Source organism: Paenibacillus sp. V4I3 (assembly GCF_030817215.1).
Classification (GTDB): Bacteria; Bacillota; Bacilli; order Paenibacillales; family NBRC-103111; genus Paenibacillus_E.
Map to the genome: position 1 here is coordinate 7,058,414 of NZ_JAUSZA010000001.1, position 13,658 is coordinate 7,072,071.

General features: G+C 45.0%; 10 protein-coding genes. 5 read left to right on the forward strand and 5 right to left on the reverse strand.

The features are described 5' to 3' along the window. Nucleotides 1-205 precede the first annotated feature (205 nt). Nucleotides 206-904, forward strand: a complete 699-nt coding sequence (locus QFZ77_RS32345; protein WP_307446369.1) for a DUF559 domain-containing protein — start codon at nucleotides 206-208, stop codon at nucleotides 902-904. A 721-nt stretch (nucleotides 905-1,625) separates the two neighbouring features. On the opposite strand, the gene QFZ77_RS32350 is transcribed toward QFZ77_RS32345, so the two are convergent. After that, nucleotides 1,626-3,398 carry a methyl-accepting chemotaxis protein gene (locus tag QFZ77_RS32350; protein ID WP_307446372.1) on the reverse strand — a complete coding sequence of 591 codons (1,773 nt, stop codon included), beginning with the start codon at nucleotides 3,396-3,398 and terminating at the stop codon, nucleotides 1,626-1,628. A 244-nt stretch (nucleotides 3,399-3,642) separates the two neighbouring features. On the opposite strand from QFZ77_RS32350, the gene QFZ77_RS32355 reads away from it, so the two are divergent. After that, nucleotides 3,643-4,578 carry a diacylglycerol/lipid kinase family protein gene (locus QFZ77_RS32355; RefSeq protein ID WP_307446374.1) on the forward strand — a complete coding sequence of 312 codons (936 nt, stop codon included), beginning with the start codon at nucleotides 3,643-3,645 and terminating at the stop codon, nucleotides 4,576-4,578. Nucleotide 4,579: 1 nt separating this feature from the next. On the opposite strand, the gene lplT is transcribed toward QFZ77_RS32355, so the two are convergent. From lplT to QFZ77_RS32375, 4 genes are all read right to left on the reverse strand, one after another. Further along, nucleotides 4,580-5,749, reverse strand: a complete 1,170-nt coding sequence (gene lplT, locus QFZ77_RS32360; protein ID WP_307446377.1) for a lysophospholipid transporter LplT — start codon at nucleotides 5,747-5,749, stop codon at nucleotides 4,580-4,582. A gap of 13 nt (nucleotides 5,750-5,762) precedes the next feature. Then, the gene (locus QFZ77_RS32365; protein WP_307446379.1) at nucleotides 5,763-7,922 is read right to left on the reverse strand and encodes an AMP-binding protein; all 2,160 of its coding nucleotides are present in this window, start codon (nucleotides 7,920-7,922) and stop codon (nucleotides 5,763-5,765) included. A 1,051-nt stretch (nucleotides 7,923-8,973) separates the two neighbouring features. Continuing rightward, nucleotides 8,974-9,357 carry a VOC family protein gene (locus tag QFZ77_RS32370; protein WP_307446381.1) on the reverse strand — a complete coding sequence of 128 codons (384 nt, stop codon included), beginning with the start codon at nucleotides 9,355-9,357 and terminating at the stop codon, nucleotides 8,974-8,976. Between the two features lie 41 nt (nucleotides 9,358-9,398). Further along, entirely contained in the window at nucleotides 9,399-10,130 is a 732-nt protein-coding gene (locus QFZ77_RS32375; RefSeq protein ID WP_307446384.1) for a glycerophosphodiester phosphodiesterase, read from the reverse strand. A 207-nt stretch (nucleotides 10,131-10,337) separates the two neighbouring features. Between QFZ77_RS32375 and QFZ77_RS32380 the strand changes: the two genes are divergently transcribed. From QFZ77_RS32380 to QFZ77_RS32390, 3 genes are all read left to right on the forward strand, one after another. Beyond that, entirely contained in the window at nucleotides 10,338-11,297 is a 960-nt protein-coding gene (locus tag QFZ77_RS32380; protein ID WP_307446387.1) for a carbohydrate ABC transporter permease, read from the forward strand. Next, nucleotides 11,294-12,115: a carbohydrate ABC transporter permease gene (locus tag QFZ77_RS32385; RefSeq protein WP_307446390.1), complete on the forward strand. Its 822-nt coding sequence runs from the start codon at nucleotides 11,294-11,296 to the stop codon at nucleotides 12,113-12,115. Before QFZ77_RS32380 ends, QFZ77_RS32385 begins: the two co-directional genes overlap by 4 nt. A gap of 87 nt (nucleotides 12,116-12,202) precedes the next feature. Continuing rightward, on the forward strand, nucleotides 12,203-13,594 hold the full coding sequence (locus QFZ77_RS32390) for an ABC transporter substrate-binding protein (RefSeq protein WP_307446392.1): 1,392 nt from the start codon (nucleotides 12,203-12,205) through the stop codon (nucleotides 13,592-13,594). Nucleotides 13,595-13,658: the final 64 nt, after the last annotated feature.

Here is a 13,658-nt window from a genome sequence, read left to right on the forward strand (position 1 = left end):
GGCTGCTATTATCTCTTTAAAGGTTCTTATGATATTATCTGTTAAAGACAGTAGACATTGAGCACATAGAACAAATGGCTGCACAAGACACATACTCTTACAAATAAACACTAAAATACGGCCGTGAAGCACACGCCGCTTTTCTGGTTCAGCAATTGCTGAACTAGAAAAGCGGCTTATTTATTTCTATGGGGAGGTCACGTAAATGAACAAACTTATGCACACTGAACATGATAATTACCTGTCTCAACATCTAGCTATTAGAAAAGGGGAACGATTACGAAGGCTGAAAGAAGGCCATGGCCATGCCGAAAAAACATTTCTTTATCAGGTTTGGTGGCCAGCATTCGGTAACTTTAACGACCTGCACCCTGAGTATGAAGTGAAAGACTTTCGCGACGGTACCCGCTTCCTAGACTTCGCTTTTCTACGTCATTCCCTCAAACTCGCCATCGAAATTGATGGTTACGGTACACATTCTTCCCAAGTAAGCCGCACTCAATTTGCCGATCAATGCAATCGCCAAAATCACCTCGTTATTGATGGATGGAAGATTTTACGCTTTTCCTATGATGATGTCAAAGATCGCCCTCGCATGTGTGAACAAACCCTGCAGCAGTTTATGGGGCGTTACCTTGGCGGGATGTATTTATCAGAATTTAAAATCGATTACATAGAGAAGGAAATAATTCGTTTGGCTTTGACGATTGGAAGAGCTCTTAAGCCAAGTAACGTAAGCCAGTTGCTTCATTTCAACTCAAGAAAAGCCAGCCGAATTCTTAAATCGATGTCTGAAAGATCACTCCTTAAGCCAGCTGGTGAGGGTATAAAATGCGTTAGAGGTTACAATATTCACAAGAATACACAGGCGATTTGGGAAGCTAATAACCAAGTTAAATATTAACTCTTAAACATTGTAATACTGTTCAAATCAAAAATCCTGCTGCTTTGCCTGCTCTCAGCAGCTGAGAAGTCTTTTTCAGACGTCTCGAACCACTTTCGCTCTATTTGGGCCTACGAGACAGCCTTTTCTGCCTTCTCAGGCCGCAAACCCGCTAACTTGCCTGATCTCAGCTGCTGAGAGGTCCTCTTCAGACGTCTCGCGCTACCTTCGCTCCATTCGAGCCTTCGAGACGCCCCTTTATGCCTTCTCAGGTCGTAAACCCGCTAACTCGCCTGCTCTCAGCAGCTGAGAGGTCTTCTTCAGACGTCTCGCGCCACTTTCGCTCCATTTGGGCCTCCGAGACAGCCTTTTCTGCCTTCTCAGGCCGCAAACCCGCTAACTTTCCTGCTCTCAGCAGCTGAGAAGTCTTTTTCAGACGTCTCGAATCACTTTCGCTCCATTCGAGCCTTCGAGACGCCCCTTTATGCCTTCTCAGGACGCAAACCTGCTAACTTGCCTGCTCTCAGCAGCTGAGAAGTCTTTCTCAGACGTCACGCACCACTTTCGCTCCATTCGAGCCTCCGAGACAGCCGGAGTTTCCGGACGGATACTCCGATTTTAAGCGTGTTTTTCTCACTATCAAGTCACTTCCCTGCGCTCCCGCACTTTAGCGATGAATACATCCGTTTCCGCGGCGGCCCAAACAAAAAAAACCGCAGGCAAACCGCCCGCGGTCATCACTCTACACTGTAAATTTCTGCAAAGAAATTTGTAATTCCTCAGCCAGTCCGGCCAAGGACTTGGCCGAATTCTCAATTTCCTCGGTCGTCGACATTTGCTGTTGACTGGCCGCCGATGTCTCTTGACTGACGCAAATCCCTGTTTCCGAAACAGCACTCACGATACCCATCACTTGTTCTATGCGTAAATTAGCATCAACAAGTTGGTGAATATTCAGGTTCACACTTTCCACTTTCGCATTTACTTTTTCAACGGATGATTCAATATGGACGAAGGATTCTTGCGCCTTCCCCGAAATCGATAATCCAACTTCCACTTTGCCTGCTCCCGCATGCATGGAGCTTACAGCGTGATTGATCTGTCTTTGAATCGTGGAAACAAGCTCCGTAATGTTGCGTGCCGACGAAGATGATTGCTCAGCAAGCTTACGCACTTCTCCTGCTACAACAGCAAATCCGCGACCCGCTTCTCCAGCACGAGCTGCTTCAATAGCAGCATTCAAAGAGAGAAGATTCGTTTGTGTGGAAATTTCATTGATGACATTGACAATCTCGCCAATTTTGTAAGCATTTTTACCTAATGCTTCAATCACATCGTTGACTTCACGAACAGCATCGGAGATTTCCGTCATTTGACCGGCAATCGACACCACGGATTGTTTGCCGTTTTGTGCTGCTTGGGTTGCTTGTTCTGCAAGTTCAGCAACCTCTTGGGCTGACACATCAATGAGCTTCGTACTTGTAAGCATTTGCTGAACAGCCTCGTTCGCTTGATTCACGCCAGCAAACTGCTTCTCGAAATCCTCGGATAGCTGCTGACTAGATGTCGCTACCTGTTTCGCAGCCATGGAACTTTGCTCCGAACTCGCCAGAAGTTCTTCCGAGCTCGCCGAGAGTGTCAACGCATTGTCTGCAATCTGTTTGACTAAGCTGCGCAAGCTTTCGGTCATGACATTAAAGGAGCCTGTCAATTTACCGACCTCATCCTCATAAGGATAGTCCCCTTTAACTGAGAGATCACCGCTAGCCGCTTTCTCCATATGCTCCTGCAATCTGCGAATTGGCGTCGTAATAATCATATTTAATGCTAGTGCATTTGCCGTCATTACGATGATTGCGATAACAATGGTAAGGATAATAACCCAGTGTGACGTTTTAGAATCTGCGCTGCTCGAACGCTCAAATTGTTCAGCAGCAAACTCTTTGAGCAGTACCAATTTATCAAGTGCTTCAATCGTTTTATCACCTTGAGGTGAAACCTCATTGTTATACACTTGGTAGGCTACTTGATTATTTTGGGTAGCATGGTCTATTGTTCTGACTATAACATCGCGGTACTTCAGATTCAGTTCCTCAAAGCTTTTAAAAGCGACAGTTTCCTCTTGATTTAAGGCAATTCCCTCTATTTTAGTAACCAGCTCTTTATTCTTGGCACTGTTTTCATCTAATTTAACTTTTAATTTGACCTTGTATTTCACATCAGTCGAAAGCATCATCTCTAGCAGATTGGCTTCAGTTTCATTAAAATTTGATTTCAATTGATTAATCCATTTGACAGATAGCAGACTTTCCTCGTACATTCTAGTAGAATTACTAGACATCTTATCCATATAATAATAACCCGTAATACCTACAATTAGTAGGAACAAAATAGCGATAGCGTTCATAAGCAGCAGTTTAAAACGTAGTTTAAGGTTTCGAAGGATGGACAGGTTAGCTCTCATATTTCTTACGTTCTTCAAGTTACTCACATTCAATTTCGTTTTGAATTTCAAAGTCTCCCGTTCTCCTCCCGAGTGATAGATCTTGTAGTCTTACTTTCTTGTCCAGTACACTACTAAAACCATTTCATTTGCTGATGTGATAAAACCTTACATGAAAGATTACTAATTAACCTACGGTTTATTCTACAAAACAGCGTTCACGATGTAAAGACAAAATTAGGTAAAAAGTAGACATAAATCAAGAAATTTTGTATACAATTTATTCCATTTTCATGATAGTTAGGAGGTAATAGAAATGAAGTTGATTGGAATTATCGTGAATCCTCTTTCGGGGGATGGTAGAGGAGCTAGCATTTGGAAAGAAATAGAGACTTATCTACAGTTAAACCATATCTCTTATATGGCAAAAATAACGACAAAGGCAGGAGAAGCCACTAAGTACGCCATCAGACTTGTTCAAGAGCACCGTATCGATAAGCTGATCGTGATCGGTGGGGATGGAACGATTCATGAGACTGCCGGAGGGTTATGGCAATTACAAAATACCGGATTAAACTGTCCACTTGCGGTCATTCCTGCAGGAACAGGTAACGATTTTGCCAAGGCCTATGGCATTCCAACCCATTCTATACAAGCCCTAGAAGCCGCGATATCGGAGACTAAGAAAGTCCAAATTGATCTTCTGTGTACAAGGAACGGAATTATTGCGGTGAATAGCATTGGGGCAGGTTTCGATGGTATGGTGGCCAAATTGACAAATGAGGCTAGTTACAAAAAATTACTCAATCGCATTGGACTCGGTAAGCTGTCCTACTTTATCTCGATCCTAAGAGTGTTCGCCACTTACCAACCGTGTACAGCATGGTTAGAAGTTGACGGCACGGTTCATGAATTGCCTAACATGTGGCTTACAGCTGTTGCCAATATCCCCTTTTACGGTGGCTCCATACAAATATGCCCTGCTGCCTCTCCTCACGACGGCGCAGCCGATGTTATCGTGATTCAAAGCAGAGGGCGATACCGATTGCTGCCCATTCTTTTCACCGTTTATCAAGGCAAGCATATTCATCATCCCGCTGTTTCTTTCTATAAAGGGACGTCGATTTCACTTCGTACACAAATTCCTTTACTCATCCAAGCGGACGGAGAATTTGCCGGATCAACACCGCTCCAAATCGAGATTGTACCTTCTGCGTTAACCGTTATCGGGTCATCTCTGAATGAAGGTTAACTTATACGACGATTTTCAAGCGTTGACGCTGTATAATCAGATATCCTACGAAGCCAGCGAGTATAACAGCAATTCCCGTGATCGAGATATCAGGTGATAATCCATCCTTGGATATTTGTGTATATATGCCTACACCTGCGAGCATCATTGAATTTTCAAGGAAATTTTGTACAGCAATTGTTTTGCCAGCCCCCACCATTCCCTGGCCTTTATCTTGAAGCACGGTATTCATCGGTACGATAAATACGCCGCCGCTGAAGCCAACTAGAAGCAGAAGACCTATGGTGACATATAAGTTAGTAATAAGAGGGAACAGTAATATACTGATAATCATTACAATCCCAAATACATAGGAATTATAATATTTGCGTGCCGGAACCAATTTGGGCGTCATGAGCGCTCCGACCATAATACCTATGCCCGTGACGGCAACAAGCATCGAAATCTGATCGACAGACTGTATGCCTAGATGCGCCGGCACCCATGCAATAATCGCAAGACGGACGACGGAGGAAGTCATCCAGAATGAGCCCGTACCTACTAGAGAAAAGCGAGTCGTACGATCTTTTAACAAGAGCTTCATATCCGTTAGGAATGCCTTGGCCTCTTTGACGTAGCGTATGCTCGAATTGCCTGAAATTCTAGGAATTTGCAGCGTTAAAAGTAATGAAATCAAGTATAGCGCGAAGCAAGCAACAATAGACCCGGTAAGCGAGATTTTCGCCAAAACACCGCCACACACAGAGCCAATGAGAATAGCCATAATCGTGTAGCCCTCAATACGTGCATTAGCTCTCAGCAGCTCGCTTTCCGAATGCGTAAGCGAAGGCAGGATGCCATATTTGGCCGGTGAATATACCGCGGCTCCTATCCCGACAATTCCGTAGCTGACAGCAGGATCAAGATGCAGGAACAGAGCTATAATACCAAAGGCTTTGATGGCGTTTCCGACGAGAAGGACCTGGGATTTCGCATTTTTATCTGCAAAGGCCCCAACGAATGGTGCGAAAATGACGAAGGCAATAAGAAAGCAGGCTTGCACAACGCCAATATAATAATCAGGGAATGCATTTTGTTTAATGATCGCCAAGGTAATGAAGAGAATCATATTATCGGCAAAAGCGGAAAGAAATTGCGTCACATACAGCGTCTGAAGTGGATTCATTTTCATAACATTTCGCTCCTTAGGTTTCATGATCATCCTTTAGCGCCGATCGTTTGAGCGTCACATAGTCTACTTTCCCGCTTCCTAGAAGCGGCAATTTTTCGGCATAACGAAGCTCCGAAGGCATATAGAAGGAGGGATGACCCTGCTGTTTCATCGACTCCCTGATTTGCTGAAGCTGGACACCGGGGATATTATGATAGACAACAATCCGCTCCCCTTTACGCATATCCGGCGCACTAACCGCTGCGCATATCGCCTGAGGCGGCAAGCTTGCAGTTACAAGCTCCTCCACCATCGGCAGTGACACTTTCTCCCCACCAATTTTGGCAAAAGACTGCAACCTTGCTTGAATCGAGATATACCCTTGATCATCCATCAGAACAACATCTCCGCAGCTATACCACTCCGGGCAAGGGACGAAGCCTTGACCATGAATGAGATAACCTTTCATCACATTCGGCCCCTTCACCAACAAGTTACCGCCAAGCTCAATTCCTTCCACCTTTTCCAAACGGTAATCCATACCTGGCAGCAATCGCCCCACAGTACCCTTCTTTGCATACATCGGTGTGTTAAGCGAAATGACGGGCGCTGTCTCCGTTGTGCCATACCCCTCCAGAATACGAATCCCGAATTTATCGGACCAGGTTTGCCGGACTTCCTCCTTCAACTTCTCAGCACCAGCCACGACATATTTGAGGGAGTGGGCAAAATCATACGGATGCGCTGTTCTCGCATAGGCCGAAAGAAAAGTTGAAGTCCCAAACAGAATCGTAATATTTCGATCGTAGACTAGCTCCGGAATGACTTTATAATGTAAGGGATTAGGGTAGAGCACCAGTTTCATACCGGAAAGTATGGGCAGCATCGTTCCCGCGGTCAATCCAAAGGAATGAAACATCGGCATCGTGCCCAGCACAATGTCCGATCCGTTAAAGGCAATTACAGCCTTTGCCTGCTGTATATTAGCAAATATATTACGGTGTGTAAGGACGACACCCTTCGGTTTACTCTCACTGCCTGATGTAAAAAGAACAACCTCGTTCTTTCCTGAGCCAACCGGTCCGTGAACTTTCCGTATATAGTGATAAATACCGGCACATTTATGTTTAAAAGTGATACTTTGTTTAACATCTTCTAGATAAACAATCTTGAAAGCGCCGCTAGCGGTATCGATAAAATCGGCAAGTCCTGCTTTATCGATGAACGCTTTGGACGTAATTACCGTCTTTACAGCGGCTGTTTCGCAAGCATCCAACATCGTCTGCTTTCCAGCAGAATAATTCAATACCGCCGGTGTTACTCCTAATCGGAATAATGAAAACAAGGTAACTACATGTGCCGCAGCATTAGGCAATAACACTGCAGTACGGTTCTGTTCCTTAAGAAGCTGCTTTAGAAGCCCCGCCATCGTATACGTTGTGAGCAGTAATTTGCGGTATGTTAATGCGGAATCACTTATGATATCTTCACAAATTAACGTAGATTTGCCATGAAGTTTGGCAGCTATTAGCAACTCGTTGAATAAATTAAACTCAGGCTTCATTCGGCTTTCCAGCAAATGATTCTGCATGCGGCTGCGAATGATATCCGTTGCCCGCTCCTTCTGAATTCGCCTCGAGATATGTTCACTCATGGGTACTTGAAAAGCTTCGCCAAACGTAATGCTTACTGCCGGAAACCAGATCTGCTTCAATTTGCCGCGAAGATATGATAATTTCGAATGCTCAAGTCCATTTATCGCAATTGGCAGCATGCGTGCCTGTGATCTCAGAGCAATGTAACCAATCCCGCCATACACCTTCATCATGCCCCCAGTTGTTGTGATTCGTCCTTCTGGAAAAACAACAAGCGGTGTTCCATTTTGCACGGTTTTCAGCATCTTTCGTACGGAGTAGGGGTTCAACGGATCTACCGAGATATGCGTCCGAAAAAGGAGCAGCCAAGCAAAACGCTTTGCAATCCTTGTGTTTACAACAAATGCTACTTCCTTCGGCAGTATCAGAGCTAAAAGCACTGCATCCAGCAAAGATACGTGATTAGGAATAAGCACCGTTTTCTCCGTCAAATCGAGCCGCTCCATCCCCCTGACTTTAACCTTAAAGCTTATCATCAAAACTGGACGCAATAGGGGAAGCAACAGCTTTAACAGAGCAACAAACAACCATTTGAACATTGGGACTCCTCCTAAGAGCTTTGCTTTAGCAAAGCTATCTTCGTAAGCAACGGCTGAGCTGAGCTTTGGCTAAACTGGATTCGTACACATAAGCTTTTGGGCTTCTCTTAATACCTGATCATAATTCCATTGTATGCATTTGCCTGGAATCTGATAGTACTAACTTTGCGTAGTACCCGCTCTTGGAGGAATTTTTTCTTTGACGCTAACGCCTTGAAAATAAGACGTTATTTGCTTATTTCCATGCAAACTTCTCTCTTGGAAGGAACGAAGGTTTTTCGTCCTTCATTCACCGCCGCTCCCGCATACTTTAAGCGCGGATTCCGCGCTTATCTTTACCACCTCAAGCCGAAAGCGCGAAATCCGAGCCTATTCGCCCACTCAGCTTCTCCCTCTTCAGCTGAGACCTCACAAATCGACCTCTCAGCTCACTTTCTCCAACTTCACCGCCGCTCCCGCATACTTTAAGCGCGGATTCCGCGCTTATCTTTACCACCTCTAGCCGAAAGCGCGAAATCTGAGCCTATTCGCCCACTCAGCTTCTCCCTCTTCAGCTGAGACCTCGAAAATCGGCTTCTCAGCTCACTTCCTCCAACCTCACCGCCGTTCCCGCATACTTTAAGCGCGGATTCCGCGCTTATCTTTATCACCTCTAGCCGAAAGCGCGAAATCTGAGCCTATTCGCCCACTCAGCTTCTCCTTCTTCAGCTGAGACCTCGAAAATCGACTTCTCAGCTCACTTTCTCCAACTTTACCGCCGCTCCCGCATACTTTAAGCGCGGATTCCGCCCTTATCTTTACCACCTCAAGCCGAAAGCGCGAAACCCGAGCCTATTCGCCCACTCAGCTTCTCCCTCTTCAGCTGAGACCTCGAAAATCGACCTCACAGCTCACTTTCTCCAACCTCACCGCCGCTCCCGCATACTTTAAGCGCGGATTCCGCCCTCATCGTCAAAAGGCATCGAAATAGCGAACACCAGTTCACTGACGGACGATCTTTATAAAAAAAGACCCATGCATCCAACTGCAAAGGTCTCTCTCTATTAACATTTTAATTTCCATTAGGGACTTCACTGGTAATCGCCAAGGTATTTCCCTCTGTATCCTGAAAGAAAGCCATCCAAATATCGAAGCTGCCCATATTGGCTACCACATGCGGCTCACTAATAAAAGACACTCCTCGTTCTAGAAAAGCCTCATAGACCTGCCTAATGTCCCCAACCTTATAATAAATGACAGAGCCAGGATGATTAAATTCAGGTTTTTCAGGAAGGCTTAGCATCAATCGAATGCCATTGCAATCAAAAAAAGCCATTTGAGGAGCTTGAAACAAAAACTTCATGCCTAATGTGTCGCGGTAAAAAGCAACGGCTCTAGGAATGTCAGCTGCATTTACTGAGATTTGCCCAATTTGAGTTAAACTGTTTTCGCTCATACGTCTCCCCTTCCAAACTGTGATACCCATATTCTACCATACTATAGGTTTATTAGCTCCCTTAGCCTAGCTGGGTAATCAGTAATTATTCCTGAAACACCGGAAGCAATCATCCTATGATAATCGGCCAAGTCATTTACCGTATAAGGATAAACAGCAAGCCCAGAGGATACTGCCGCTGCAACATCTCCTTGTTCAATGCATTGGTGATGAGGATGCAACGAAAACACATCTACACCCATTTGGCCTGTATAAGCAGTATGATCAATAAGGTTTGCAGCGTATAACAACCCTACCTTCGCCCCAGGCTCAGCCTGCTTAATTCGGCGAATCACCTTGTGATCGAAAGAAGAAATGACCACATCCTCCATTCGGCTGCTTTCACGTAAAAATGCTAGAAGCGCCTTCTCCATTCGTCCTTCATAAGCATGCTTCACTTCCACATTGATGAAGAACCCTCGCGGCAATAAATCGAATACTTCACGCAAAAGTGGTAACCGTTCCCCAGTGAACGCCTCTGAGAACCAAGACCCAGCATCCAACGACTTCAACTCACTCCATTTGTGTTCGCAAATAAATCCGGAACCATTCGTCGTTCGATCGAGCGTAGCATCATGACAGACGACAATCTCTCCGTCCTTCGTTATATGTACATCTAGTTCGATACCTTCTGCCCCTTGCTCCATAGCTAATGAAAAAGAAGCCAGCGTATTTTCCGGCGCTTCCCCAGCCGCTCCGCGATGTCCAATTACAATCGGTTGATGTTTGTTCATTGTTTGTCACTCCCAACTTGTAAGCTTCTACTATGCTCAAATTATAGATGAAACGGCTCGCTCTTGCCCAGTATTTATTCGTAAAGGTTACGTAAATAAGTTGGATAAATACACAATAAATTAATCTGTATTTAACATGGGTCAAATAAAGCATCGTTAAGCTAATAGCATAGTACTAGTCTAATAACGTTCGTGAAGGAGCAACGCATGAATACGATGGATAGAGATTTACCACTATCAACAACAACCAAAACAAACGTAAAAGCCGGGCAACCTCCCCGTGCGCTTATCAATCAGAAATTAGCGGAAACGCTGCTTGGTTATGTTTTCTTACTCCCTTCGCTTTTGCTGTTTGCTATCTTTCTTTTTTACCCCCTGCTTCAAACTTTTTATTTGAGCTTTCACGAGACTGATCCGCGAGGAAGGGTTGCTTCTTACGTTGGTTTCGATAACTTCATTGCTATCTTTACTTCCGAGCGATTTTATAAAAGTTTGGAAGTCACAGGTCTTTTTACACTTCTTACCGTGCCAACCGGCATTGCTCTTGCGCTTTTGCTCGCCGCACTTACACACAATCATTTGAAGGGCATGAGGATCTTCCAATTCATCTTCTCGCTGCCTGTTGTTCTGTCCGTAGGAACCTCTGCGGTGATCTGGATCATGCTATTTCACCCAAGTGTCGGAATGTTGAATTACTTGCTGAGCATTGTTGGCTTAGAGCCAGTGGCTTGGTTAACAGATCCAAGTTGGGCACTGTTTTCCGTTTCTATGATGACGGTCTGGATGAATCTTGGCTTTACTTACATCGTTCTTCTAAGTGGCCTACAAGGAATTCCAGAAGAGATCTATGATAGCGCCAAAATCGACGGATCAGGTCCATTCCGTACCTTTATCCAAATCATATTCCCCTTGCTTTCACCGACGGTGTTCTTCGTCACCATTGTGTCGATTATAGGTGCATTTCAGTCCTTCGGACAGATTCACATTTTGACCAAAGGCGGTCCTGTTAATTCCACAGATGTCCTTGTATACAGCTTGTATCAGGATGCTTTCATTAACTTCCGATTCGGGACGGGTAGTGCTCAAGCACTTGTCCTGTTCACTATCATCCTAATTTTCACCGTTGTGCAATTTAAAGTTTTTGAAAGGAATGTGCACTATCAATGACCCATCGATTACAAAATACCTTCGTTTATGTTCTGCTGATCATATCCGCTGCACTCGTGCTGTACCCTATTTTTTATACGTTTACTGCAGCATTCATGACACCTGAGGAAGCTTCTGCCTATCCGCCCCGCTTCTGGCCGAGCAGCTTTTATATCGGCAGTATAGTCGCCGTGTTCCAATTAGTCCCCATCGGCAAATTTATAGCCAACAGTTTGGTCGTCTCGATCATCATTACGGCTGGACAGCTCATTACTTCCAGTATGGCCGCTTACGCCTTTGCTAACATTCGATTCAAGGGTAAAGCCGCCATCTTCGCGATATTCATGGCCACCATGATGATTCCATGGGAAGTCACCATCATTCCCAACTATTTGACAGTCAAAAAATGGGACTGGCTCGATAGCATTCAGGGCTTAACCGTTCCATTCCTGGCGACTGCTTTCGGCACCTTCCTGTTGCGCCAATTTTTCTTACAGCTGCCTAAGGAGCTGTTTGAAGCAGCGCGGATTGATGGCTGTGGACACTTTCGCTGCTTTTTCCGAATTGTACTGCCCTTAGGTCGCCCAGCACTTGCAACGCTTGCCGTCTATGCGTTCCTTAGCTCGTGGAACATGTACTTATGGCCACTTCTCATCACGAACAGCGAGGCAATGCGAACGGTTCAAATTGGTATCGCCATGCTTCAATTCGAAGAATTAACTGTTTGGAACTTGGTCTTAGCAGGTGTAACTATCGTCTTGCTGCCTTCTCTATTGCTTTTAGTACTCGGATTGAAGCAGCTCGTTCGAGGACTTACGGCTGGTGCTGTAAAAGGTTAGTCCCATGCGAGATGGCTGCTCTGCTCAGCAATAAGCTGACCCAGATTTCCATAAATATAGAAATGATAAGGGAGAGAAACAAAAAAAATGAAGACATTGAAAATGAGAAGTTCTGCTATCGCAATAACAGCACTCATGGTGCTATTGACTAGCGCATGCGGCAAGGCTGAAACGACTACATCTGGCAGTACAGCAGATGTCAAATCATCCGCTTCTCCTGCTGCCGCAGAAACAAAAAAATCGGCTGAACCGGTTAAAGTTATCTGGTGGCACTCGATGAGCGGTGAGCTCGGCAAAGCTGTAGATAAACTTGTAACAGACTTCAACTCTTCCCAGAAAGATGTTCAAGTTGAAGCTGTTTTTCAAGGCACATACGATGAAAGCTTAAATAAAATGAAAGCTTCTATGGATAGCAAAAGCGGTCCTTCTCTTATTCAAGTATACGAAATCGGCTCCCGTTTCATGATCGACTCCAAAGCCATTACGCCAGTTCAAAAGTATGTCGATGCTGATCAATTCGATCTCTCCCAACTTGAAGATAATATTCTGAATTACTATAAATTCGATGGTAAACTGTATTCCATGCCTTTCAACACATCGAATCCAATCCTCTATTACAACAAAGACATGTTTAAAGCTGCCGGTCTTGATCCCGAAAAGCCGCCAACGACCTTTGAAGATGTCACCAAAGCTTCTCAAGCATTAAGCAAAGACGGTAAAGCAGGCGCATCCTTCGCTATCTATGGTTGGTTCATGGAGCAGTTCTTTGCTGGACAAGGTGCCGAATACCTTAACAATGGTAACGGTCGTACAGCCGCAGCTACGGAATCCATGGTCAATAGTGAATCAGGCGTGAAGACTTTGACGTGGTGGAAGCAAATGGTTGACAGCAAAACAGCTACTAACCTTGGTCGCAAAACGGATGATACGAAGAAAGCATTCTTGGCTGGCCAAGTCGCTATGACTTTAGATTCCACAGCCTCACTACGCGGGATCGTGAGCGGTGCTGACGGTAAATTCCAAGTCGGAACCAGCACCCTGCCTAAACCAGCTGATGCAAAAGATGGCGGTGTTGTTGTCGGTGGTGCAAGTCTCTACATCTTAAATAACAAATCCGAAGCTGAGCAAAAAGGCGCATGGGAGTTCATTAAATTCCTGGTAAAACCACAAACACAAGCTTGGTGGCACGTCAACACTGGCTACTTCCCAATTACGAAGAAAGCTTACGACGAGCAGTTGGTGAAGGATAACCTTGCTAAATACCCGCAATTCCAAACCGCAATTGATCAACTGCACAATACAAAAGCTAATAAAGCCACACAAGGTGCAGTAATGGGTGTATTCCCAGAAGCGCGTCAGCTTGTAGAAACCGCGATCGAAGAAGCTCTTACAGGTAAGAAGGCGCCGAAAGAAGCCCTGGACGCTGCTGCGAAGAACATCTCGGAGAAAATTGCCGCTTATAATAAGACAGTGAAGTAATTTGCAAACAACCAGCAGAAATAGCAATTAGGGAGATAACTGGCGTCGGTACTACCGACGCCAG